This window comes from Arcobacter peruensis (assembly GCF_003711085.1).
Taxonomy (GTDB): Bacteria; Campylobacterota; Campylobacteria; order Campylobacterales; family Arcobacteraceae; genus Poseidonibacter; species Poseidonibacter parvus.
In genome coordinates this window covers 2,391,417-2,415,423 of the sequence record NZ_CP032363.1, presented here as the reverse complement: position 1 = coordinate 2,415,423, position 24,007 = coordinate 2,391,417, and the positions used below count along the sequence as shown (strand labels likewise).

The following is a 24,007-nucleotide window of genomic DNA, read 5'->3' as shown; positions in this document are numbered from 1 at the left end:
ATTAATAACTTAAATTTTGATATTCAGTATTTAATAAACCATTTGCTACATCCATAGGTTTAGCAACAGTAATTCCATCTAATAAAACAGAAGCATCTTTACCTGCATTTGGTAAATATAATGGACAAACTTTTACTTTTGCTCCTTTTTTCATAATTGCTTGTAACATCATTTTTGGACTTTTATCTTGAGGTTTTAAAACAGTACTTTTCATTCCTTTTACAGCTAAATCTCCTGCATTTGAACAAAGAGTCATATTAACTTCTTTCTTTTGTTTTAATGTCATCATTGATAAAACCATAGCCATCATTTGTGTTTGTGCATCAGAAGATGTAACAACAACATTAAGACCTTTTGCAGGGTTTGCACTTAATAAATTAGGGATAAATAGCATTGCTGCTAGTGTGATTGCGAATATTTTTTTCATATAATACTTCCTTTTAAAATATATTTTAGTTATTAACTAAATTGAAGAATTATATTATTTGTATACTTACATTATAATTAATTATAATAATAGTTGTATAAGCTAAGCTTATTTAAGAAAATAAAGTAGATAAAAGGAATAATTTCTTTTATCTATGATTTTAATAAGTTAAATTTTGAAAGTCTAAATCTAAAAGTTCTTTTGCACCATTTGCAGGTGTTGCCATTGTAATACCTTCTATTAATACAGATTTATCTTTATTAACATTTGGTAAATAAATTGGACATAGTGTAACATTTGCACCTTTTTTAATTAATGCTTTTAACATCATTTTTGGACTTTTATTCATTGGTTTTAAAACTTCACTTTTTATTCCCTTAACTGCTAAATCTCCTGCATTTGAACAAAGAGTCATGTTTACTTTCTTATTTTGTTTTAAAGTTGCCATTGATAAAACCATAGCCATCATTTGAGCTTGTGAATCTTTAGCTGTTACAATAACATTTAAACCTTTTGCAGAATCTGCACTTAATAAATTTGGTATAAATAACATTATTGCTAATGCCATTGCGAAAATCTTTTTCATATAATATGTCCTTTTGATAAAATATCCTAACTTATGATAGTTAAAACTTATATATTATAAAGATAAAAGCCTTTCATAATAATTAATATTATGTAAATTAAATTATGTAAAATAATCAAACAAAAATAGTATTTTCACTATAATAAGCCAAACTAATAAACTAAGAGAAATAATGAAACTATCAAAAGAACAATTATCCCAATTCAATTCAAACGGTTTTCTAATACTACGAAATTTTGCAGATAAAGACTTATGCGATAACATTCTAGAAAAAGCAAAAGAACATTTAAAAAGAAAAGAAGCTCCCATTGAGAGCGAACAAGAATATATGAATGTAGATGAAGAAAAAATTACAGTTCGAAGATTAAGACAGGTTTACGATAGAGAACAAATTTTTCAAGATTGGATGACAAATAAAGAAATAAGACCAATTTTAAAACAGATTTTAAATGATACACCTGTTCTTACACTAGCTCATCATAATTCAATCATGACTAAGTTACCACATGAAAGTACTAGAACTTATTGGCATCAAGATAGAAGATATTGGAATTTTAAAAATGATGATTTAGTTTCTATATGGCTTAGTTTAGGTGATGAGTATTTAGAAAATGGACTTTTAGAATTTATTCCTGCATCACATAAGATTAATTTTTCAAAAGACAGATTTGATAGTAGTTCAAATTTTTTAGATGAAAATTCTGAAAATCAAGAGTTAATCAAAACTAAAACATCTCAAAATTTACAAAAAGGCGATGTAGTACTATTTCATTGTAAAACTTTACATCATGCAAGTAAAAACCAAAGTGATGATGCAAAAATTTCATTTGTTTATACTGTACGAGCAAAATCAAATACACCAATAAAAGATACAAGAAGTGATTATAAGGAAGTAATACTTGACTAGTAATTTACAAAAAGACTTAATTAATCTTTTAAAAGAAAAAACTAAGTTATCAAATAAAGCAATTGAAAATATTATAAACTTATTAAATGAGGGATGTACTATTCCCTTTATTGCAAGATATAGAAAAGACCAAACGCAAAATGCAACAGATGAAGACTTAAGAAAGTTTGAGGAAGTGTATAATTATTCTCAAAGACTTTTGAAAAGAAAAGAAGAAATTATAAATTTACTTGAAGAAAAAAACTTTTTAAATGACAAAGTTAAACAAACTATTCAAGAAATAAAAACATTACAAGCTCTTGAAGATATTTATGCTCCCTTTAAAGATAAAAAATCCTCAAGAACTTCATCTGCAATTGAAAATGGCCTTGAACCTTTAGCAAATATTATTCAATCACTAAAATACACAAATGAAGAGATAAATCAAAAAGCAAAACAGTTCACTTCTAAAAGTATCAAATCTTCAGATGATGCAATAACTGGTGCAAAAGATATAATAGCCCAAAGATATGCAGATGATTTTAAATCAAAAGAAATTATTAGAAATTTGATTGCTAACTGGGGTGAGCTTCAAATAAAAGAAGGCAAAGAATTTGATAAAAATGGTGTATATGCTAGTTTTCCAAAAAAAAATGAAAAATTAAAATATATTAAATCTCATAGAGTATTAGCAATTTTAAGAGCAGTTAATGAAAAAGAATTATCAATAAAAATAGATATTGATGAAAATCATATTTTAGAAAACATTAAAAAGTATAAAATTCCATCATGGGCTAGTTCTTCAAAAGATATAGTTTTTGATGCTTATAAAGATGGATTAAAAAGACTACTTCTTCCTAGTTTAAAAAGAGAAGCGATAAATACACTAAAAGAAAAAGCAAGTGAGCAAGCAATTGAACTTTTTGGAAAAAATTTAAAAGAGTTACTTCAAACAGCACCTTTAGTAAATCAAGTAATTTTAGGAATGGATCCTGGGTTTGTTTCTGGTTGTAAGTTAGCAGTTATTGATGAAAACGGTATTTATTTAGATTCAAATGTAATTTATTGCACAAAACCAAAAGAAGATATAAAAACTTCAAGTAAAATCGTTCTTGACCTTATAAAAAAATATAAAGTAAATTCAATAGCAATTGGAAATGGAACAGCTTCAAGAGAAACAGCACAATTTATATCAAAGCTTATAAATGAAAACAATCTAGATATTAACTATGCAATAGTAAGTGAAATTGGTGCTAGCGTTTACTCAGCTTCTAAAATAGCAGCACAGGAATATCCAAACTTAGATGTAACAATAAGAGGAGCAATTTCAATTGCTGGACGACTAAGGGACCCAATGGCAACCTTAGTAAAAATTGACCCTAAATCATTAGGAATTGGACAATATCAACATGATGTAAACCAAAAAGAATTAGCGTTAAAACTAGAAAATACAACTGTAGATTTGGTAAATAAAGTTGGAGTAGATTTAAACTCTGCATCTTATAAATTATTATCTTTTATCTCAGGAATTTCTGAAAAATTAGCAATAAATATAATAGAACATAGAGATAATATAAAAAAATTCAACAGTAAAAATGAACTTCTAAAAGTAAAAGGCTTAGGAGCAAAAGCTTATGAACAAGCAGTAGGATTTTTAAGAATCAAAGAGGGAAAGTCTATTTTAGATAATACAGCAATTCATCCTGAAGACTATACTCTAACAAAAGCCTTGCAAAAAAGCTATAAGATTGAAGAAATAAAAGACAATCAAATTGAACAAATTGCAAATGAATTAAACACAAGTGTACTAAAACTTCAAGATATTATAAATGAACTAAAAAAACCAGGATATGATGTAAGAAATGAATTTAATCAAGTAAAATTCTCATCAGATGTAACAAAACTTGAAGAGCTTAAAGAAGGTTATATTTTAAGTGGTATTGTAAGAAATATCACAGATTTTGGAGCTTTTATAGATATTGGTCTAAAAAATGATGCACTACTTCATATTTCGCAAATATCTGAAAAAAGAATTTCACACCCTAGTGAAGTTTTGAGTATCAATCAAAATTTAGAAAATATTAAGGTTGTTAGTGTTGATTTACAGAAGCAAAGAGTTGGACTTAGTCTAAAATAATGAAAATAATCACATGGAATTGTAATGGTGCATTTAGGAAAAAGTATCATTTATTTGATAATACTCCTTATGATGTACTAGTAGTTCAAGAATGTGAAGACCCAAAATATTCCACAAAAGAATATAAAAGATGGGCAAGTAATTACTTGTGGATTGGAACCAATAAAAATAAAGGTTTAGGAATCTTTGTAAAAGATAATCAAACATTAAAGCTACTTAATTGGTCAGATAAGAATTCAAATTATCAAAATGAAATGTTAGAGCTTTTCTTACCTATTAAAGTAGATAATATAATAATTGTAGGAGTTTGGACAAAACATGCTAAATCTGAAGTATTTGGATACATAGGACAATTTTGGAAATATTTACAATTACATAAAAAGAAATTGGACAATGAAAAAGTCATAATACTTGGAGATTTTAACAGTAATAAAATTTGGGATAAATGGGATAGATGGTGGAATCATTCTGATTGTGTTAAGGAATTAGAAGATTTAAAAATAAAGAGCCTTTATCATCTACTTACCCATGAAAAACAAGGAGAAGAATCAAAACCTACTTTCTTTTTACAAAGAAAATTAGAAAAAAAATATCATATTGATTATGTCTTTCTATCAGAAAGCTTAATAACTAAAAATACAAATCTTTCAATTGGTGAAGCAGAAACATGGTTAGAAAATAGTGACCACTTACCTATATTTACTAATCTCTAAATTGATTAAAATCAATTCTTTATACGACAATATTGATTATAATTATCAAAAATATTCAAAGGTCAATAAATGGAATATACACTAATTCTAATCATCCACTTACTTTCAGCAATCATTTTCATAGGTTTTATCTTTGCAGATGTGATAGTTTTCCCAGCAGTTAAAAATAAACTAGGAATTGAGTTTCATACAAAAATGATAGAAGCAATCGTAGGACGGGGTCTTAAAATTTATCCACCAATTGTAATACTACTGATGGCTACTGGTGGATATATGTTTTCAAAGTATGTTAATAGTGAACTAGGATACTTTGAAACTTCTATGCAAGTATTATTATGGATTAAATTAGCTTTTGGAGTGGTAACATGAATTCATACTCGGAATTTAACAATTCTGAGATAAAATAAAATGAATAAAGGTTACAAATGAGAAAGAGTAAATACAGTAAAGAGTTCAAAGATTCCACAGTACAATTAATTTTAAATGATGGTGAAAGCGTTGTAAAAGTAGCAAAAGATTTAGGTTTAAATACAAAGACATTATATCATTGGGTTACTATATATAAAAAAGCTCATAATATACCAATACGAGATATAAATTCTTCTTCTAAAGAAAGTGATAATGAAGAACTAAAACGACTGAGACGTGAGAATAAAATACTAAAACAAGAAAGAGACATTTTAAAAAAGGCAGCAGCATACTTCGCAAAAGAAACTCTATAAGGTATGCTTGGATATTTGAGAATAAAAAGAGTTTTAGCATTAAGCTTATGTGTAAAGTTGTTAAAGTAGATTTATCTTCTTATTACCATTGGATAAAAACAGGGTCTGTTGTAAAAAAAGTAGATAAAAAACTTAATGAATTAATTGAGATTATTTTTCTTCAAGGTAGGAATAACTACGGTACTCGTAGGATTAGAGATAAACTAAAAGAATTATATGGATTAATTATTTCAAGAAGACGTATTTCAAATATCATGAAAGATTTAAATCTAAAAGTTAAAATGAAAAGAAGATATAAAAATACAACTGATTCTAATCATAATCTGCCAATTGCACCTAATATCTTAAATAGAGACTTTTATGCTTCAAGTCCAGATCAAAAATATGTAGGGGATATTACTTACATTCCAACAGGTGAAGGCTGGTTATATTTAGCAACGGTAATTGACCTATACTCAAGAAAAGTAGTTGGCTGGAGCATGGATGATACGATGAAAGTATCATTGGTAAATGATGCATTAAGTATGGCAATACTTCATAGGAATCCACCTTCTGGACTCATTTGGCACACAGATAGAGGCTCACAATATGCTTCTTATAGCCATAAAGATTTATTATTAAAAAACAATATTACACAAAGTATGAGTCGAAAAGGCAATTGCTGGGACAATTCTGTTGCTGAGAGTTTTTTTAAATCATTGAAACAAGAATTAGTTTATAACACATATTTTTATACAAAGAAACAAGCTAAAAAAGAGATATTTGAATATATTGAATTTTATTATAATAGAGTTAGAAGTCATAGTTATGTAGGAAATTTATCTCCTGTTAAATTTGAAGAAAAACAAAATGCGTTACAAAGTGAAATGGTGGCTTAGGGATAAGCAAAAAAGTGTATGAATTTTAGTTACCTCTCCATTTTGTTGTTCTTATCGTTCTAGGAGTGATTTATACTATGTATTGTAAGCTTACAAAAAACCAACCCCTTGCTTTTATGAACTATTTTCATTCCTATGCTTTAGTTTTAGGAATTGCCATTGTGATTCTTGCAAAAGTGATGTTTGTAGTTTAAATTTAGAAAATAATAATTGTGTATTAAATCATTATTTCTCTTTAATTAAATAAGTAAAATTGTAAATAATATATTAAAAGGTTTTTATAAATAATCAAAAGCCCTTTATAACAGTATCAATCAATTAGATATTAAATAGTATTATGTAAAAATAAGTTATTAATAACTATTTATAGTTATAGATAAAACCCAAGGAGACATAATGAGAAAGTTAAGTTTAATTGCATCTGCGTTTGCAATTTTATTGTTTACAGGTTGTGCAAATATCAATCTAAATGAATTAAAGAAATTAAATCCATTTGAGGATTTTAATAAAAAGTATACATCTGATAAAGACGTATTTATGATGATTTTTGATAGTTCAGGAAGTATGAATGAAAAAGATAGATATGGTCTTGTAAAAATGGATGCGGCAAAAGATATTATTAAGGATATCTCAACAAAATTAGATCCTAATAAAACAAATGCAGGATTAGTAAACTTCTCAAATGGCTGTTATAGCTCAAAACTTTTAGTTGAACCTAGTAATAATGATTTCAGTAAAATAGTTACAAGAACACAAACAATACGTGCAGGGGGAAATACTCCACTTGCTGCTGCAATTAGGAAAACTGGACAAATTATGCAAGATATTGATAAAAATATCAATATTGTAATTTTAAGTGATGGTCAAGAATCTTGTGGTGGAAATCCAGTTGCAGAAGCTCAAAAATTAAAAAACATATTTGGAAATAGATTAAATATATTTGTTATAGGTTATTCTGTAAATTCAACAATTGAATATCAATTAAAACAATTAGTTGCTGGAAAAGGTGTTTATTTTGCTGCAGAAGATGGAAATAAACTTAACACTATATTAGATAAAATTACAGATGAGTTAAATATCAAAAACAACAATTGGTCTTCAGGTGTTTACAACTTTAATGTTAATTTTAATTCAGGTTCAAGTTATGTAAAAAAACAATACTATCCTCAAATTAAAGAGCTTGCAACATATTTAAAAAACAATGATTATAAAGTTGAAATCCAAGGACATACAGACTCAGTTGGGAAAGAAACTTATAATCAAAAACTATCAGAAAAAAGAGCAGCATCACTTAGAAAAGAAATATTAAAGTATGGAATTAATCAAAATAGAATATATTCTGTAGGATATGGAGAATTAGCTCCAATTGCATCAAATAAAACTAAGAGTGGAAAGTATCAAAATAGAAGAGTAGAAGCTCATATAGTAAAAGCTGGCGGATTAAATGTAGATTTAATTAATAATGCTAACTTCGCAAAACCTATTGATGTAAGAAAAGCAGACAAAAACTCATTTGTTGGTTACTACAAAATTCTAGATCAAAATAGATCTTATGCTAAATACCATGCTTATTATAAAATTTATGCAAATAACACTGCCTATTCAGCTGAATTTTTACCTTCACAAATATTAAGAGCAGATGATATTACTTGGGAATATAATAAAAATACACAAAAACTATTTATAGACTGGGAAAAAGGTGGCGAGAGTAATGCTACTATCAATGGAAATACTAATCATTTTTATTCAAACTCAGTTTGGTCTAATGGAACAAAATCTGTAACAGAATTTATTAGAATTTCAAAAGAAGAAATGGATTGTATGGATGCAAAAAAAAGATTTGTAAATAATAGATGTCAGTATTAAAAATTAAAAACTAGAGAAAATTCTCTAGTTTTTAAAAGCAATTGCATCAACTTCAACTAAAACATTTTTAGGTAAAGTTTTCACTGCTACTGTTGCACGTGCTGGTGCAGTTTCAGCTTTAAAATATTCTGCATATACCTCATTAAAGCTTGCGAAGTTATCCATATCAGATAAATAACAAGTAGTTTTTAATACATTCTCATAAGAAGACCCTGCTTCTTCTAAAACTGCTTTTAAATTATCCATTACAACTTTTGATTGCTCTTTTATTCCACCTTCAACTAATTCCATTGTTTCAGGTATTAAAGGGATTTGCCCTGATGTAAAAACTAAGTTAGCTAATGCTGTTGCTTGATTATATGGTCCAATTGCTCCTGGAGCTTTTGATGTTGATATTATTTCTTTCATTTATATTATTCCTTTATTTTTTTAAAATGTATTATATTAAATTTTAGTAAATTAAACTATTAATTTTCTATAGGAAAAAATAGCTCAAAATCTTTATTTATATGGGTTAGTGTTTGATGATTAGCACATTTAAAACCTTTTTGGTTTATTGCTGTTTCTACTATTGCTTTTGAATAATCTAAGACACTCTCATCACTTAGATAATCATCAACACTAACCCATTTAGCATCAATTATTTCTTCAGTATCTTCAATATTTATTTCAAAAGATTTTGCTTTTGCAGTACAAAGAATATACATATTAGATTTATGAAATTGATGTGGATAAAAATGACCTAAAGAAACAATAGATTCAAACTCTACATCTATTCCTGTTTCTTCTTTAACTTCTCGTGCAACCGCTGTTGATATCATTTCACTATTATCAATATGTCCACCAGGAAGTTTAAACCCTACATTTGAGATTCGCTCTTTGATAACTAAAAGTTTATTCTCATGAATTACAACTACACCAACACCTAAAGTGTGGTTAGCGGCAGTTGGAATAATCGCGTTATTGATTAATCTTTTTACTAATAAGACATATTTTTCTTCACAAGAATGAAAATTAAAACCTTTTTTAGTAGCTAAGGGAATAAAATCAGAATGATTTATTCCTATATAAATCCAAACTAGATTCCTTTTTTCTTTTGTTTCTTCAATTAAATAATCGAGATTTATTTCAAACTCATCTTTAGTACTTGGTAAAGATGTTTGCTCTATGGTAATTCCATTATAAGGGTCTAAAATTGTTTTAAAACACCCTATTTGTTCTATACTTGTATTATTCATAAATTCAACCTTTGAATGATTATACTAGCTAATATTTAATTAAACCTATTAAATTATAAGCAATTATAAGCATAATAATACCTATTGAGGTATCAAGTATTTTCCAAGTTATTGGTTTTTTAAATAATGGTATTAAAAGTCTTGCTCCAAAACCTAAAAGCATAAACCATGTAGAAGAAGCAGTAACTGCACCAAGTAAAAAGTATATTTTTAAATCACTTTGAATATTTGCACCAATTCCACCAATTAATAAAACTGTATCTAAATAAGTATGAGGATTTAAAAAAGTAAAAACCAAAAGCATTGTAATTACTTGTTTTAAAGGATTTGTTTTGTTTTTACCATCTATTTCTAAACTCTCATTTTTAAAAGCAGATCTAAAAGACATAAATGAATAAAAACATAAAAATAAAATTCCAATTATAGCAATACCATTAATTAGAAGCTGATTTCCTTGAATAAAAAATCCAAGACCAAAAACTCCTGCAGAAATTAATAAAGTATCAAATAATATACATAAAGAAACTGCAATGCCAATATATTGCTTTAAAAGACCAAGTTTTAAAATATATGCATTTTGCGCACCTATTGCAACAATAAGAGAAAAAGTTACAATAAACCCTTTTAAAAATATTTCAATAATCATTATATATACATCTTTGCTAAATTTATAATACCTGAAACTATAAATTGTATTGATATAGCTCCAACAATTAATCCCATAAGTTTGGTAATAATATTTTGTCCAGTTAGTCCTAAATATTTTTTAATATATATTGAATTTTTTAATACTATATAAAAAAGTGCTGCATTAACTAAGAAAGCTAAAGTAATTGATATCAAATCTGTATAAACTTCAGCTTGATGCTTAAAAATAATAATAGTAGTAAAAATACCTGTACCAAATGCAATTGGAATTCCTATTGGAATAACAGATAAATCGTCATGATTTTCTAAATCTTTGCCTTCTTCTTTTGTAGGTTTTTTATCTGTAGCACTTCCATTTACCATACCTATAGCCATTAGAAGTAAGATTATTCCACCCATAACTTTTAGTGAATGTTCACCAATACCAAATAGTTTTAAAATAAAATCACCTGTAATTAAAACTACAAAAAATGCTATTATTACAGTTATTGTAGATTTTTTGGCAACTTTATTTATTTGATCTTTAGTAATATTGTTATTAAGCAATGATAGTGCAATTGCACTAATTCCTATTGGATCCATAATTGCAAAAAAAGTAATACCCTGCTGCAAAAAGGTAGAGAAAAAAGATTCCACCTAAGACATTCCGCCTTTTGCTGCCATTCTTTTTTCTAACCTATGCCCAATAAGACTTAGTATAGAAGTAATAGATAAATATAAAAGTGCAATTACAATCCATGTTTCAAATGGAGAGAATGTATTTGCAACAATTTCTTTTCCAACTTTCGTTAAATCTGTAATCGAAATAACAGATACTAAAGATGAATCTTTTACAAGGGCAATAGTCTCACCTACAAGTGTTGGTAAAGCTCTTTTAAATGCTTGTGGTAAAATAATATGTCTCATAGCTTGAAAGTTTGAAATACCTAATGATTTTGCAGCTTCAAGCTGACCTTTATCAATAGATTGTATAGCACCTCTTAAAATCTCAGCCATATAAGCACCAAAGAAAATACCAAGAGATAAAATACCTGCAACCATTCGCTCTAGTTCAAAAATATTTGCAACTATAAAGTAAAATAAGAATATTTGTACAAGTAAAGGAGTACCTCTAATAATAGTAATATATACAGTTGCAATATCTTGTAAGAATATCATTGAAGATAACTTCATAAGTGCAACTATAATACCAATTACTAAAGTTAATAACATTGCAAAAAATGATATTTTAAGTGTAACCCAAAGACCAGATAAAATAGGTCCTGCATGAAGTTCTTCTTTTGAAGCGATATAATCACCTTCATATACATCTTCGCCTACTTCATAATCAAATGAAAAACTACTATCTAAATTAGTTACTTCTACTTTTTCATCACCTTGAATAAAGTATTTATTTGATTCTAATACTAGTTTTCCATCTATTGGAGCTTCAATTGAAATTGTTTCGTCATATGCAAAATATTTTGGAACACTATTCCACTTCCAAACATAGTTCATGTTTGCTGCTGCTGCATAGAAAAAGTATCCTACGGCAACAAAGAACAATAAGGCAACAAAGTGCCCTACTGTTTTATTTTGTCCTAATGGTATTCTTTTAGCCATTTATTACTGAACTCTTTTTAACCATTTTGTATCTCTTAACCATTTCTCATTTAATTTTCCATGGAAGTCAACAACTTTATCACCCTTCATTTGTCTTAAGAAGTTATTTAACCAGTTAAGAAAATCAGGATCACCTTTTCTAATAGCCCAACCAAGAGGTTCGTAAGTTAAAGGAGTATCTAAATGTACTAATTTATCTTTACCTTTATCAGACATAAATACAATGTTGTAAGGTTGATCATATACTACTCCATCAGCTTTACCATTTAATACTTCAGATACTGCATCTGATTCTGTTTCAAAAGTAATGATTTTTGCATTTTTGAAGAATTTTCTTGTTGCAATTTCACCTGTAACCCCAAGTTTTGATACAACAGTATATTCAGGTTTATCTAAATCAGCAGCAGATTTAATTTTTCCTGCTAACTCTTTTCTAATCATAATTGTTTGACCAACAACTACATATGGATCTGCAAAGTTAATTTTTAAGTTTCTTTGTTGAGTAATAGTCATACCCGACATAATAATGTCATATTTATTTGTTAATAAACCAGCAATAATACCATCCCAAGCAGTAGGAACAAGTTTTAATTTAACACCCATTTCTTTTGCCATTTTCTTAGCCATATCAACATCATAACCTATAATTCGACCTTTTTTGTCTTTCATTTCAAAAGGCATATATCCAGGCTCCATACCAACTCTTAACTCACCTCTTTGTAAGATTTTATTTAATGTAGAATTTTTCCACAAATTAATATCATCTGCAGATGAATTTGCAACAAACAATGTACTAATAGCAAAAACTGCTACTAAAAACTTTTTAACTAAATTTCTCATGTTTTTCCTTTTTTTTAGATTGGGTTTATTAACTACTTAGTGTGTTAAAATTTCTTTTAGAAACTTTTGTGCACGTTCACTTTTTGGATTATTAAAAAACTCTTCAGGAGAATTTTCTTCAACAATAACACCTGCATCCATAAATACAATTCGGTCACCAACTTCTTTTGCAAAACCCATTTCATGAGTAACACAAACAATTGTAAAGTTTTCTTCTGCTAAATCTTTCATAACTGATAAAACATCACCAATAGTTTCAGGATCCAGTGCTGATGTTGGCTCATCAAAAAGAATAACTTTTGGCTTCATTGCTAAAGACCTTGCAATTGCAACTCTTTGTTTTTGTCCACCAGATAAATCTCCTGGATAAGAATCAGCTTTATCTGAAAGTTTTACTTTTTCAAGTAACTCTTTTGCAATTTTTATTGCTTCATCATTTGATCTTTTTTTAACCAAATTTTGAGCAAGTGTGATATTTTCTAAAATTGTTAAGTGAGGGAAAAGATTAAAATGTTGAAATACCATTCCAACTTCACTTCTAATCTCTTTTAAATTCTTTTTACTTGCATGAATATCAATATTATCAACTAAGATAGTTCCATCATCAATTTCTTCAAGTCCATTTATACATCTTATTAATGTAGATTTTCCAGAACCTGATGGTCCACATACAACAACAATCTCACCTTTTTTTACAGAAAAATCAATATTTTTTAATACATGAAAGTCATCATAGTATTTATCAATTTTTGTCATAGAAATTATATTTTCGTTCATTAAAACTCTTTTTTATTTTGCATAACTTCAATGATACTAAACAATTGTTTAATTTATAATATAACTAAAGAGTATTTTATATACAATTTATCTATAATTTATATGATATAATCCCGCAAATTATCTTGGAGAAGTGAAAAGTGAAATCAAAACTATATGAATTAAGAGCAGATTTATTGCTATTAAGTGTTGCAATTGCATGGGGTGTTACATTTTTAATGGTACAAGAAGCTATTGATTCAACTCCTGTTTATTCATTTTTATTTTTTAGATTTGGCTTAGCTTCAATTTTAATGTTTTTTATTGCATATAAATATTTCAAAGAAATCAATAAACAAACAATATTATTTGGAATACTTCTAGGTTCAATTCTTTTTTCAGCATTTGCTACACAAACTTTTGGGCTAGCTTATACAAAAAGCTCAATTGTTGCATTTATTACAGGTCTTAATGTAATTTGTGTGCCTTTTTTAGCTTATTTTATATTCAAAGACCATGTTAGAAGAAATGTATTAATAGCAAGTATTATTGCTGTTGTTGGTCTATACTTACTAACAATGTCAGGAGAATTAACTTTAGGATATGGAGAGTTTTTAACACTAATTTGTGCTTTTCTTTTTGCTTTACATATTATTTTTACTGGAAAGTTTTCAAAAGAAGTTAATGTTTACCTATTAGTTTTATTCCAACTTATTACTGTATCAATTTTATCTTTAGCTTTTTCGTTAGTTTTAGATGACACTACTTTTAATCTTAATTATGATTATACATTTTTTAAAGCAGTAATTGTAACAGCAGTATTTGCAACAGTTTATGCATTTTTAATTCAAACATATATGCAACAATTTACAACTGCCACAAAAACAGCTGTAATATTTACAATGGAGCCTGTTAGTGCTTCTATTTATGGATATTTCGCAGGTGGCGAGATTCTTACAAGTATCCAAATTCTTGGAGCTATTTTAATAATTTGTGCAACATTAGTAGCTGAATTAAAATTCTCTAAAAAAGGATTAAAAACTTAAAATATTATTATGCTTTATTCCTGCTACTATTAAGTGCTAAGATTTAAGATTAAATTAAAGGAGACTTACTAGATGCAAAAGTTTTTATATATTACAGATCAAGATGAATACACTGAACATAGTTTTATTGGCCCTTTATTCGAGAAATACTTAAATAAACACTTCGATATTAATGTGATTTATTTTTCAAAAGCAAAAGATGATTTTGAAAAAAAAGATGATACTAAATTTATAATTCCATATAGATACAAAGATAATGTATTAAAAGAGTTAGAATCAAATGGAATAAATATAGAAGAATACTCTTACATTACAATAAGAAATGATATTTCTATTTTAAAATCAATTTTAAATGATAAGCTAAAATACAACTATAAAGTTGGATTTAGATTATCTTTTCCTAAAAGAATGGCAAAAATACAAATTGATGAAGCAAATAACAAAAAGAACTATTTTGATATTATCAATAACAAAATACAAACTTACAAAGAATCTTCACTAATTAATGACTGTGATATCTTTCTTCCAACTTCAAGACAAATGAGAGATGATTACCTAAAATCTGTTAAAACTAGATCATTCGTAATTCCTTCTGCAATTGACCCTGATATGATGCAACAAAATGTTCACCATGAAGGTGCTGAAAAAAGATTTTTTTATGCAGGAACTTTAGACAAATTAAGAGAGTTTGAAACAGTATTAAAAGCTTTTAGCCAAATTGATACTAGTAACTTTAAACTAATGGTTTCTACAAAAGATCCAGTTTATGCAAAAGAGTTATTTGCAAAATATCCAAATCTCGATGATTCTATTGAAATTTATGATGCTAAAACAAAAAAAGAACTTTTAGAAGTAATTGCAAAAGCAGATATTGGTCTTGCAGCTTTACCTAGTATTGAATTATTCAATAGTTCAACACCAATGAAAATCTTAGATTATTACTCAAGTGCAATTCCTTGTGTTATGACTGATAATGAAAACAACCGTTCAATATTTACAGATAATACAAGTGCATGGATGACAGACTTTACAGAAGATGCAATAAAAGAAAAACTAGAATACATTATAAATCTTTCAAAAGATGAAATCACTCTTGTTGGTGAAAATGGTCAAAAAAGATTGTTAGACGTTAGAAACTACGAGCGAATTGCTGCAGATTTAGCACACCAATTAAATATACTATAAAAAGAACTTTTTTCTTTTTATAGTTTTTTGACCAAAATCATGAAATAGCTTTTTATCTTGTGCTAAGATATTTTTTATTTATTAAAGGATATCTTTTGAAAACATTTTTAAAGCAATTTAAAAAAGTAAACTCCGAACCTTTAGAAAAATCCAATATTCTTTGGTCATGGATTGGTTCTTTTTTAGGAATACTTGCAATATCATATTTTCATAATGACATATTAAATGATAAAGATTTAACTTTAGTAATTGGTTCTTTTGGAGCAAGTGCTGTTTTAGTTTATGGAGCAGTAAACTCACCTCTTGCACAACCTAGAAACTTAATTGGTGGGCATATTTTATCTGCAATAATTGGTGTGATTTCTTTTAAACTCTTTTCTCAAAATATTTTATTAGCTTCCGCTTTTGCAGTATCTACTTCAATTTTTGTAATGCAATTAACTTTAACTCTTCATCCTCCAGGAGGAGCTACAGCATTAATTGCAGTAATTGGAAGTCCACAAGTTCATGAATTAGGTTTCTTATATGTATTAATTCCTGTAACATCAGGTGCTTTTATATTATTAAGTATTGCTGTAATTATAAATAACATACCAAAACATAGATATTATCCTGAATCATTAAAAGATTATAATAAAAAATGGTTTAGTGATGATTAGTTTTCATTAGTAAAAGTGCTTTGTTTTAGTACTTTATGTTGAAATTTTATAAATAGGATATAAATTGTCCTATTTATTGATTTAAATCAAGACAATTTTTGTCCTATTTAATTATACTTCACTTACAAATTTAATTAAAGGATAAAAAATGAAAAGATCTTTCAAATCTCTTTTGTTTTCGTTATTAGTATTTAGTACAGCATACGCTGGAGACAAATTTGGCAATTTAGATGAGAGTTACCTTAGTGATAATGCCTCATTAAATGTAAGATTAGTTATTGCAAAAGATCCAAAGACATCTCATAAAACACTACAATTATTAACACACGACAGTAATAAAGAAGTAAGAGAACACGCAAAAACTAACTTAAAATAATTTATAATGATATAGTAGATTATCTCCCTTTTCTACTATATCACTTTTTATCCCAAGATATTACAGCCCAATAAGCATAATCTTTTTCTTGTTTTTTCTCAAAATCTAAATTATCATAGTAATTTTCTAATCGTTTTACCTCATCAGAGCTTAAACCATCAATACTCCAAGAAACACTTTGAATAAACTTTTCTTTTGAAGTATAAATTGTACTTCTTCCTTCACTTTGAATAAAATTAACACTAGCATTTATTCCCATAGAATATAAAATATTTAAAACATAAATATAATCAGGCTTTTTTATAATATCTCTTTGAAGTATTTCTAAAATTTCATCACTTACAAAAGAGCCACCCTTTTTATAGGTAATTACAACTTTTTTATTAGCCTTTTCATTTAACTTTTCCAAAGCTTTTTTCATATCTTTAACTTCCATAGAACGAGATGCTATTACTAAATCAGCACTTTGTAGTTCATCCCAAGAGTCATACCAAGATTTGTTTATAATATTTATATTTTTTATATCTTGTTCTTTCGCATTTTCTTGTAATATTTCAAGCATTTTAGGTGAATAATCTAAACTATAAACTTTTTGTATTTTCTTTGCTAGTATCAATGATAAGTTTCCAACACCACAACCTACATCTAAAACACTATGTATATCTTTTAAATCAATTAAATTTAAAAACTGTTCATTATAGATTGATTTATGAACTTTTTTATTCATAGAAGGTGCTTTTTCATCCCATGCATCTTTGCCTTTTGCTTTAAAAGAAGTAAGCTGTTTTTGCTTTACGTATAACTCATTAAAATCTATATCTTCAAAATTCATTTTTTATTCCTTTACTTTTCTTTACATCTTTTTTAAATAATCATATAAATACAAATGCTGTCTTAACTCTTGTATACTTCCATACTCTAAACCTTTTTCAATCCATTGCTTTATTTTTTGGGGAACTTCTAAAGGCTTTAATAACTCTTCTTTTTTTTCATTTGATATTTTTTCATGTTCATTTAATACATTTACATGAGAAAGTATACTTGTAAGTCCTAAGTCTCTTTTCATAGCAATATCTTCTAATCCAAAACCTTCTTGTAATAACTCATATGTATCTAAATATGTTTTTGTTAATTTCTTCAAAGGTGCTCTAGTTTCAATTTTATCTTTAAACTCTTCTTTTATTTCAAGACAAAGATTTAAAAACTCTTGTCCGTACTTTTCAAACTTTACAAGCCCTACTCCATTTACTTCTAACATCTGCTCTTTTGTAGTTGGAAGTTTTGAGCTAAACTCTTTTAAACTTTTATCTCCAAAAATTACATAAGCAGGTACTTCATGCTCTTGTGCCATTTGTCTTCGTAAACTTCTAAACTTTTCATATAATTCTTCATCAAAAGATAATACTTCTTGCGATTGCTCTTGTTTTATTGCAATTCCTAGTTTATCTTCATCTATTAAAAGTTTTTCATTTCCTTTTAAAATTCCCATTCCAAGTGCATTTATTTTAAGTACTCTAAACTCACCTAAATTAATAGCTTGAATATCAATTAATTTATCAGCAATTGCTACCCATTCATTTTTACTCTTATTAGCACCTAATCCATACACTTTTAGTTTATCATGCCCAAATTCTAAAAGTTTTTGATTTTTTGAACCTCTTAGTATGTCTATAATATGATTAGTACCAAATCTTTGCTCACTTCTATAAACAGCAGATAAAAACTTTTGTGCATCTACACTTACATCAACTTGTTCAATCTCACCTTTGGTACAATTATCACATAAGATTTTACACTCATCAATTTCATCTTCAAAATAAGAAGCAATTATTTTATGCCTACAATTATTTGACACACAATATCTATACATGGCTTCAAGTTTATCAAGTCCTGTTTGTTTATATGAATCATCAATTGCATCTTCTATTTGAAGTTTTCTTTTTACCTCATCACCTTTTGAATAAAGTAAATATACATAAGACATAGCTCCATCACGTCCTGCACGACCTATTTCTTGATAATAGTTTTCTAAAGTTTTTGGCAAGCTTGTATGTATTACAAATCTAATATTTGATTTATCAATACCCATACCAAAAGCAATTGTTGCAACTACGATATCTACATTTTCATATACAAAATCATTAAAGACTTCATCTTTAACCTGCGCACTTAATCCTGCATGATAAGCTTTTGATTTATATCCATTACTAACTAGAAACTGTGCTGTTGATTCTGCTTCTTTTCGTGTAAAGGTATAGATAATTCCACACAAACCCTTATGAGATTTTAAAAAGTTTAGTATTTGATTTTTACCATTAGCAATTCGAGGTTCAACTTTTATTTCTAAATTATCTCTTTGTGTTTTTGCTCTAAAGTGTTTTGCATTAACTAAATTTAATGAAGAAGCAATATCAGCCTCAACTCTTTTTGTAGCAGTTGCTGTAAAAGCTGCAATATTAGTATCAGGGAAAAACTGCTTAAGTCTATTAAGATTTCTATACTCAGCTCTGAACTCATGTCCCCAACCAGATACACAGTGAGCTTCATCTATTACAAAGTAGTTTATATCTATTCTTTGTAATACTGCTACAAACTCATTTGATGTAAATCTCTCAGGTGCAACATATACAAACTTTAATTCATTTGCTAATAGTTTTTGCATAGTAAAAGAGTTTTCATCATTACTTTGAGATGAAGATATCATTTGAGCTTTAATATCAAGGTCATTAAGAGCTTTTACTTGGTCTTGCATAAGAGCAATTAAAGGAGAGATTACAACTGTAACACCATCCATAAGTAATGTAGGAAGTTGATAACAAAGTGATTTTCCACCACCAGTTGGAAGTATTGTTAGTACATCTTGCTTATTTAATATACTATCAACTACTTCTTCTTGAAAGCTTCTAAAGTTATCATGTCCAAATATATCTTTTAATATTTGTTGTTTTTTATTCATGAATGAATTTTAGCATATTAATGATTTTATATTTAAAAAAATTATGATAATATTGATTTTCACAAATTGATTTCTCTTCAAGGATAAACTAATGTTAACAAACGAAGACTTTATAGATTTAAACTCAAAATTTTATACCTCATGCAGACCAACAGCTAGAATATTTAACCTACTTACAATTCCTACATTTATATTTGCTTTAATTATTTTAGGATACTTAGACCTTTTTCCCTTAAAAGTAGAAATTCATAGTGTTATATTAATTGGATTTATTTATATTATTTATCTGTTTTTTATAAAACACAATGCGTATTATGTATCTTGTAAATTTAAAACAAATTATCAAGATTTAGTTTTTAATTTAAAAAACTACATCAATGCGAATACTTTAACTATTGGAGATACTACAAAAGCAAATGGTAGTGCCGATGATTTTCTAAAAGATTACACTAGTAATATTAGAAATACAAACTTTTCCTCAATTGCTTCAGGTGTTTTTCCAACACTAGGAATTTTAGGTACTTTTATCTCAATTGCATATAGTATGCCTGATTTCTCATCTGGAACTTCAAGTGCATTGGAGAAAGAAATTTCACTTTTACTTGGTGGTGTAGGAACTGCTTTTTATGTTTCAATTTATGGAATATTCTTATCACTATGGTGGACTTTTTTTGAGAAAATTGGAATGAGTAGGTTTGAGCATGATACCTTTATCATAAAAGAAAATACAAAAACATTTTTCTGGACAAAAATTGATATTGAATCAATTAATATAAAAAGTAATCTTGAAAATTTTCAAAGAATGTCTGATGTATTTGAGCAAATTACTTCTAAAAATATACTTGATAATATCAATGAATCCATTGAGAAAAGAGTTACTTTACTTGAAGATATTATACAAAAAGAGACTCTTCTATCTTCGCAAGTTTCAAATAATATAAAAAACAATGAAGACTTATCAAATGTTATTACTTCAATGACATCAAATATAAGTTTAAGTATTCAAAACTTAGAAGCACAAAAGCAACTACATCAAACAAGCACAGAAAATTTAAATAAAAATGTTAATAATTTAAATCAAACACTTGCAAACTTAAGTGCAAAGAACTTAGAAGAGATTTACGTAAATATTATAAAAAGTATTGAAACTATGAAAAATGAAACAGATAAAATTGGCTGGAGATTTCACAAAGAGTTAGATGAATATGATTCTAAATTCTCAGAAAAACTAAAAAATTCTTTAGAATCAATTGATGAGCAAACGGTAAAGATAGTCGAAGATTTACAAGAGTTTAAAGAACTCTCAAAGTAGTAAGATATGTATAATAATGAACAAAAAAATGATGAAAACTTTTGGATATCTTATGCAGATTTAATGGCAGGTTTACTTTTTGTATTTATACTTGTAATTGGTGCTATTATTGTAAAGTATCTATATACACAAAACGATTTACAAGTAATTAAAACTGATTTAGAAAAAGAAAAACAAGCTTTAAATATGAGTGAAGAAGAATTATCTTCAAAAAAGAAAAAGCTTGAAGAAGTAAATGAAAAGTTTAAACTTTTACAAGACGAGAAAGTTCATTTATCTTTTGAACTAGCAAAATCACAAAATATGTTTGATAAAACAAAAAAAGAATTAGAAGAACAAAAAAAACAATCTGAAGAATTATCAAAAATACTTGATAATAAAAATAAAGATTTACAACTATCACTAGAGCAAATTGAAGAGATAACTGCAATTTTAGAAGGCAAAGAAAACAGTATAAAAGAAAAAACAAAACAGCTTAGTTTAAATCAAGAAGAAATAGAAAAATTAAAAGCTTTATTATTAGCTTATGAAGTTAAAACTAAAGATTTTGAAAAAGAAAATACAACCTTATCAAGTAAATTAAGTGATAATGAAAATATTATCAAACTAAAAGATGATGAGTTAGTAATGCTTCAAAAAAAACTACTACTTCAAAGTAATAAACATCAAAAACTAGTAGAAGAGTTTGATATAACAAAAATTAAAATTAAACACCTTACAGGTATTAAATTAAATGTAATTTCAAATTTAAGAGAAAAACTTGGAAAGTCTATAAACATAGATGAAAAAAGTGGTGCTATTAAATTTTCTTCAAATATATTATTTGATCAAGGTGAGTATAAGTTAAAAGAAGATTCAAAACAAGAATTAAGTCTGATATTAAAAAAATACTTTGATGCTTTATTAGAAGATAATAATATCAAACAATATATTCAAAGTATTACAATTGAAGGTCATACAAATAGCGATGGTTCATATTTAGATAACTTGCAACTTTCACAAAAAAGAGCCTTGGAAGTAATGCAGTTTTTATATCAATCAAATATTATTGATAAAGATTTAATTAGTAAGTATGTAAATTCAAGTGGAAGATCTTTTTCAAACTTAGTTTATAAAAATGGAATTGAAGACAAAGATAATTCAAGAAGAATTGAAATTAAGTTTACAGTTAAAAATGAAAGTGCTATAAAAGAGCTTCAAAACTTTTTAAATACTAAACAAGAAAAGAAAGAAGATAAATAAATGAAAGATTATTTACATGAGCCTAAAAAATTGAAATTTTTATCTTTTGAAATTAAAACAAAACTTGAAAAAAAGAAAAACACTTCTTTTTTTCAAAAGTTAAAAAATATTATTTTGAAGAAATAAAATTTCTTACATTATTTGCAACTAACTCAATTAGTTTAGTACGAGATTCAACACTTCCCCAACCAATATGTGGAGTAAGAAGTAATCTATCTTTGTTTTTTACTTTTAGTAAAGGATTTGATTCTTCAATAGGCTCAACATTTACAACATCAATTCCACAGTAAATCTCTTTTTCATCAATTATCTTAGATAAATCTTCTTCATTAATAATTCCACCACGTCCAAGATTTAGTAATATTGCTTTATCTTTGATATTTTTCATATTTTCATAATTAAGTAAATTTTGCGTTTGAGGATTTAAAGGACAGTGAATTGAAATAATATCACTTGTTTTTAGTAACTCATCTAACTCAACTCTTTTAAACTCATTACTTGAATTTTTTCCACTAGTTGAATAATAAACAACTTCACAATCAAAAGCTTGTGCTCTTGAAGCAAAAGATGAACCAATTGCACCAAGACCAATAACACCTACTCTTTTTCCATCAAGTTCAAAAAATGGCTCATCAATATGAGTAAATAGTGGTGATTTCTGCCACTTACCATTATCTACGTATGATTTGTAATAGTTTAGTTTCCCAACAAAATAAAATATCATAGAAAAAGCTACTTGAGATACAGAAGAGTTAGAATAACCAGCTACATTTTTAACTTCAATATTATTATTCTTTGCATATTCTAAATCTACATTATTCATTCCTGTTGCAGTAATTGCGATAAATTTTATTGTAGAGTCACTCATTTCATCTTTACCAAGTACTACTTTATTTGTAAGAACAATATCTGCATCTTTAACTCTTTGTTTTGTTTGATTAGGAGTTGTTAAATCATAAGAAGTAACGTCTCCTAAAGTATCAAAAACTGATACATCCATATCAAAACCTAAGCTTGCTCTATCTAAAATTACTATTTTCATAATTTTCCTTTTTTATTTTTTGGTTTTTTATTGATAAGAACTATTGCAAATAGCACTATTGTTATTCCAAGTATCGTAACTAAATCTATTTGTGCATCAAATAAAAGATACGAGATAAAAACTGCACTAAGAGGTACAAGATAAAAAATAGATGAAACCTTTGAAACATCTGCATTTTTTATCATAATATACAACAATGATAAAGCTCCAATACTAACACCTACACTCATATAAAGTAAAGCAATTATAAAATCACTATTCCAAACAATATTAATATCTTCATAATATAAAAAAGGAAGAACAAGTATTGTTGAAGCTAGCGTTTGTATTGCTCCACCTGAAAAAAGATTCATATTTAGACAATGTTTTTTTTGATATATATTTCCAATACTAAGACCTAAAAGTGCTAAAAAAGAATATAAAATACCAATAGATAAATCAATATTATCTATTTTTTGAGCAATTACAAAAAATACTCCAATAAAACCTAATAAAAATCCAAATATAATTTTTGTATTTCTTTCTTCGTTTAAAAACTTCCATGCAAGAACTGCAACAAGAATTGGTTGTAATGCAATTACTAAAGCACTTAAAGATGCATCAATTCCGTAAGATATTGATAGAAAAACACCAATTGAAAATGTTCCAACAGTTAGACTTCCTGCAATTGCAATATGTATAAACTCTTTAATATTTTTTGGCCATGAAACTTTTAAAACTACTGAAAGTATTAGTAAAATCCAAAATGCAATAATAAATCTAATTGCTAAAAATGCCATAGGACTTGAATTTTCTAAACCATACTGTGTAAATACAAAACCACTTCCATATAATAGTATAAATAAAAAAGGTAGAATTGATTTTTTGATTAACATTTTTTACCCTTTTTA

At 26.9% G+C, this 24,007-nt stretch carries 26 protein-coding genes; 13 read left to right on the top strand and 13 right to left on the bottom strand.

The window, feature by feature from the left end:
• Position 1 precedes the first annotated feature (1 nt).
• Together D3Z07_RS11975 and D3Z07_RS11970 are read right to left on the bottom strand one after the other, a co-directional pair.
• Positions 2–427, bottom strand: a complete 426-nt coding sequence (locus D3Z07_RS11975; RefSeq protein WP_076088407.1) for a hypothetical protein — start codon at positions 425–427, stop codon at positions 2–4.
• A 160-nt stretch (positions 428–587) separates the two neighbouring features.
• Positions 588–1,013, bottom strand: a complete 426-nt coding sequence (locus tag D3Z07_RS11970) for a hypothetical protein (RefSeq protein WP_122893979.1) — start codon at positions 1,011–1,013, stop codon at positions 588–590.
• A gap of 172 nt (positions 1,014–1,185) precedes the next feature.
• Between D3Z07_RS11970 and D3Z07_RS11965 the strand changes: the two genes are divergently transcribed.
• The 7 genes from D3Z07_RS11965 to D3Z07_RS11935 all read left to right on the top strand — a co-directional run bounded on the left by D3Z07_RS11965 (position 1,186) and on the right by D3Z07_RS11935 (position 8,215).
• Complete coding sequence (locus tag D3Z07_RS11965) at positions 1,186–1,920, top strand: phytanoyl-CoA dioxygenase family protein (protein WP_076088411.1); 735 nt, start codon at positions 1,186–1,188, stop codon at positions 1,918–1,920.
• Entirely contained in the window at positions 1,913–4,036 is a 2,124-nt protein-coding gene (locus tag D3Z07_RS11960) for a Tex-like N-terminal domain-containing protein (RefSeq protein WP_122893978.1), read from the top strand. Before D3Z07_RS11965 ends, D3Z07_RS11960 begins: the two co-directional genes overlap by 8 nt.
• Positions 4,036–4,749, top strand: a complete 714-nt coding sequence (locus tag D3Z07_RS11955) for an endonuclease/exonuclease/phosphatase family protein (RefSeq protein ID WP_122893977.1) — start codon at positions 4,036–4,038, stop codon at positions 4,747–4,749. Before D3Z07_RS11960 ends, D3Z07_RS11955 begins: the two co-directional genes overlap by 1 nt.
• Positions 4,750–4,818: 69 nt before the next feature.
• Positions 4,819–5,118 (top strand): hypothetical protein, encoded by a 300-nt coding sequence (locus tag D3Z07_RS11950; protein ID WP_122893976.1) that lies wholly within the window; start codon positions 4,819–4,821, stop codon positions 5,116–5,118.
• A 56-nt stretch (positions 5,119–5,174) separates the two neighbouring features.
• Positions 5,175–5,471, top strand: a complete 297-nt coding sequence (locus D3Z07_RS11945) for a transposase (RefSeq protein WP_076083151.1) — start codon at positions 5,175–5,177, stop codon at positions 5,469–5,471.
• The gene (locus tag D3Z07_RS11940) at positions 5,447–6,349 is read left to right on the top strand and encodes an IS3 family transposase (RefSeq protein WP_122893061.1); all 903 of its coding nucleotides are present in this window, start codon (positions 5,447–5,449) and stop codon (positions 6,347–6,349) included. Before D3Z07_RS11945 ends, D3Z07_RS11940 begins: the two co-directional genes overlap by 25 nt.
• A gap of 396 nt (positions 6,350–6,745) precedes the next feature.
• On the top strand, positions 6,746–8,215 hold the full coding sequence (locus D3Z07_RS11935) for an OmpA family protein (protein WP_122893975.1): 1,470 nt from the start codon (positions 6,746–6,748) through the stop codon (positions 8,213–8,215).
• A gap of 24 nt (positions 8,216–8,239) precedes the next feature.
• Here the strand turns inward: D3Z07_RS11935 and D3Z07_RS11930 are convergent, their stop codons facing one another.
• The 7 genes from D3Z07_RS11930 to D3Z07_RS11900 are packed head-to-tail and all read right to left on the bottom strand — an operon-like array spanning position 8,240 to position 13,308.
• Positions 8,240–8,623, bottom strand: a complete 384-nt coding sequence (locus tag D3Z07_RS11930) for a RidA family protein (RefSeq protein WP_076088421.1) — start codon at positions 8,621–8,623, stop codon at positions 8,240–8,242.
• 59 nt (positions 8,624–8,682) lie between these two features.
• Positions 8,683–9,453, bottom strand: a complete 771-nt coding sequence (locus D3Z07_RS11925) for an NUDIX domain-containing protein (RefSeq protein WP_076088423.1) — start codon at positions 9,451–9,453, stop codon at positions 8,683–8,685.
• 28 nt (positions 9,454–9,481) lie between these two features.
• Entirely contained in the window at positions 9,482–10,099 is a 618-nt protein-coding gene (locus tag D3Z07_RS11920; protein ID WP_076088426.1) for a LysE/ArgO family amino acid transporter, read from the bottom strand.
• Positions 10,099–10,737, bottom strand: coding sequence for a MarC family protein (locus D3Z07_RS11915; protein WP_122893974.1), 639 nt, complete (start codon positions 10,735–10,737; stop codon positions 10,099–10,101). The genes D3Z07_RS11920 and D3Z07_RS11915 overlap by 1 nt, the downstream gene beginning before the upstream one ends.
• Entirely contained in the window at positions 10,738–11,703 is a 966-nt protein-coding gene (locus D3Z07_RS11910; protein WP_076088428.1) for an amino acid ABC transporter permease, read from the bottom strand. It lies immediately after the preceding gene.
• A 3-nt stretch (positions 11,704–11,706) separates the two neighbouring features.
• Positions 11,707–12,543 carry a transporter substrate-binding domain-containing protein gene (locus D3Z07_RS11905; RefSeq protein WP_076088430.1) on the bottom strand — a complete coding sequence of 279 codons (837 nt, stop codon included), beginning with the start codon at positions 12,541–12,543 and terminating at the stop codon, positions 11,707–11,709.
• A gap of 36 nt (positions 12,544–12,579) precedes the next feature.
• Positions 12,580–13,308, bottom strand: coding sequence for an amino acid ABC transporter ATP-binding protein (locus D3Z07_RS11900; protein ID WP_228144714.1), 729 nt, complete (start codon positions 13,306–13,308; stop codon positions 12,580–12,582).
• Positions 13,309–13,460: 152 nt separating this feature from the next.
• Here D3Z07_RS11900 and D3Z07_RS11895 point away from each other — a divergent pair, with 152 nt between their 5' ends.
• The 4 genes from D3Z07_RS11895 to D3Z07_RS11880 all read left to right on the top strand — a co-directional run bounded on the left by D3Z07_RS11895 (position 13,461) and on the right by D3Z07_RS11880 (position 16,565).
• Positions 13,461–14,345 (top strand): DMT family transporter, encoded by an 885-nt coding sequence (locus tag D3Z07_RS11895; RefSeq protein ID WP_076088434.1) that lies wholly within the window; start codon positions 13,461–13,463, stop codon positions 14,343–14,345.
• A 72-nt stretch (positions 14,346–14,417) separates the two neighbouring features.
• A complete protein-coding gene (locus D3Z07_RS11890) occupies positions 14,418–15,530 on the top strand; it encodes a glycosyltransferase (protein WP_076088436.1) in 1,113 nt (370 codons plus the stop codon).
• A 95-nt stretch (positions 15,531–15,625) separates the two neighbouring features.
• Positions 15,626–16,189, top strand: a complete 564-nt coding sequence (locus D3Z07_RS11885; protein WP_076088438.1) for an HPP family protein — start codon at positions 15,626–15,628, stop codon at positions 16,187–16,189.
• A gap of 148 nt (positions 16,190–16,337) precedes the next feature.
• Positions 16,338–16,565: a hypothetical protein gene (locus D3Z07_RS11880; RefSeq protein WP_076088440.1), complete on the top strand. Its 228-nt coding sequence runs from the start codon at positions 16,338–16,340 to the stop codon at positions 16,563–16,565.
• 40 nt (positions 16,566–16,605) lie between these two features.
• Here D3Z07_RS11880 and D3Z07_RS11875 read toward each other — a convergent pair whose 3' ends face one another.
• Positions 16,606–17,397 (bottom strand): class I SAM-dependent methyltransferase, encoded by a 792-nt coding sequence (locus tag D3Z07_RS11875; protein ID WP_076088442.1) that lies wholly within the window; start codon positions 17,395–17,397, stop codon positions 16,606–16,608.
• 21 nt (positions 17,398–17,418) lie between these two features.
• Positions 17,419–19,521 (bottom strand): DNA helicase RecQ, encoded by a 2,103-nt coding sequence (gene recQ, locus D3Z07_RS11870; protein WP_122893973.1) that lies wholly within the window; start codon positions 19,519–19,521, stop codon positions 17,419–17,421.
• A 91-nt stretch (positions 19,522–19,612) separates the two neighbouring features.
• On the opposite strand from recQ, the gene D3Z07_RS11865 reads away from it, so the two are divergent.
• Entirely contained in the window at positions 19,613–20,833 is a 1,221-nt protein-coding gene (locus D3Z07_RS11865) for a MotA/TolQ/ExbB proton channel family protein (protein WP_076088446.1), read from the top strand.
• 6 nt (positions 20,834–20,839) lie between these two features.
• The gene (locus tag D3Z07_RS11860) at positions 20,840–22,075 is read left to right on the top strand and encodes an OmpA family protein (protein WP_076088448.1); all 1,236 of its coding nucleotides are present in this window, start codon (positions 20,840–20,842) and stop codon (positions 22,073–22,075) included.
• Between the two features lie 109 nt (positions 22,076–22,184).
• On the opposite strand, the gene D3Z07_RS11855 is transcribed toward D3Z07_RS11860, so the two are convergent.
• Together D3Z07_RS11855 and D3Z07_RS11850 are read right to left on the bottom strand one after the other, a co-directional pair.
• Positions 22,185–23,117, bottom strand: coding sequence for a D-2-hydroxyacid dehydrogenase (locus D3Z07_RS11855; RefSeq protein ID WP_122893972.1), 933 nt, complete (start codon positions 23,115–23,117; stop codon positions 22,185–22,187).
• A complete protein-coding gene (locus D3Z07_RS11850; RefSeq protein WP_122893971.1) occupies positions 23,114–23,992 on the bottom strand; it encodes a DMT family transporter in 879 nt (292 codons plus the stop codon). Before D3Z07_RS11850 ends, D3Z07_RS11855 begins: the two co-directional genes overlap by 4 nt.
• Between the last annotated feature and the right edge of the window lie 15 nt (positions 23,993–24,007).

Coding starts and splice junctions, on each gene's coding strand:
- D3Z07_RS11920 (WP_076088426.1), bottom strand. CDS start 10,099: ATGATTATTGAAATATTTTTAAAAGGGTTTATTGTAACTTTTTCTCTT.
- D3Z07_RS11860 (WP_076088448.1), top strand. CDS start 20,840: ATGTATAATAATGAACAAAAAAATGATGAAAACTTTTGGATATCTTAT.
- D3Z07_RS11930 (WP_076088421.1), bottom strand. CDS start 8,623: ATGAAAGAAATAATATCAACATCAAAAGCTCCAGGAGCAATTGGACCA.
- D3Z07_RS11970 (WP_122893979.1), bottom strand. CDS start 1,013: ATGAAAAAGATTTTCGCAATGGCATTAGCAATAATGTTATTTATACCA.
- D3Z07_RS11880 (WP_076088440.1), top strand. CDS start 16,338: ATGAAAAGATCTTTCAAATCTCTTTTGTTTTCGTTATTAGTATTTAGT.
- D3Z07_RS11905 (WP_076088430.1), bottom strand. CDS start 12,543: ATGAGAAATTTAGTTAAAAAGTTTTTAGTAGCAGTTTTTGCTATTAGT.
- D3Z07_RS11955 (WP_122893977.1), top strand. CDS start 4,036: ATGAAAATAATCACATGGAATTGTAATGGTGCATTTAGGAAAAAGTAT.
- D3Z07_RS11935 (WP_122893975.1), top strand. CDS start 6,746: ATGAGAAAGTTAAGTTTAATTGCATCTGCGTTTGCAATTTTATTGTTT.
- D3Z07_RS11850 (WP_122893971.1), bottom strand. CDS start 23,992: ATGTTAATCAAAAAATCAATTCTACCTTTTTTATTTATACTATTATAT.
- D3Z07_RS11855 (WP_122893972.1), bottom strand. CDS start 23,117: ATGAAAATAGTAATTTTAGATAGAGCAAGCTTAGGTTTTGATATGGAT.
- D3Z07_RS11965 (WP_076088411.1), top strand. CDS start 1,186: ATGAAACTATCAAAAGAACAATTATCCCAATTCAATTCAAACGGTTTT.
- D3Z07_RS11950 (WP_122893976.1), top strand. CDS start 4,819: ATGGAATATACACTAATTCTAATCATCCACTTACTTTCAGCAATCATT.
- D3Z07_RS11925 (WP_076088423.1), bottom strand. CDS start 9,453: ATGAATAATACAAGTATAGAACAAATAGGGTGTTTTAAAACAATTTTA.
- D3Z07_RS11910 (WP_076088428.1), bottom strand. CDS start 11,703: ATGGCTAAAAGAATACCATTAGGACAAAATAAAACAGTAGGGCACTTT.
- D3Z07_RS11875 (WP_076088442.1), bottom strand. CDS start 17,397: ATGAATTTTGAAGATATAGATTTTAATGAGTTATACGTAAAGCAAAAA.
- D3Z07_RS11975 (WP_076088407.1), bottom strand. CDS start 427: ATGAAAAAAATATTCGCAATCACACTAGCAGCAATGCTATTTATCCCT.
- D3Z07_RS11945 (WP_076083151.1), top strand. CDS start 5,175: ATGAGAAAGAGTAAATACAGTAAAGAGTTCAAAGATTCCACAGTACAA.
- D3Z07_RS11890 (WP_076088436.1), top strand. CDS start 14,418: ATGCAAAAGTTTTTATATATTACAGATCAAGATGAATACACTGAACAT.
- recQ (WP_122893973.1), bottom strand. CDS start 19,521: ATGAATAAAAAACAACAAATATTAAAAGATATATTTGGACATGATAAC.
- D3Z07_RS11865 (WP_076088446.1), top strand. CDS start 19,613: ATGTTAACAAACGAAGACTTTATAGATTTAAACTCAAAATTTTATACC.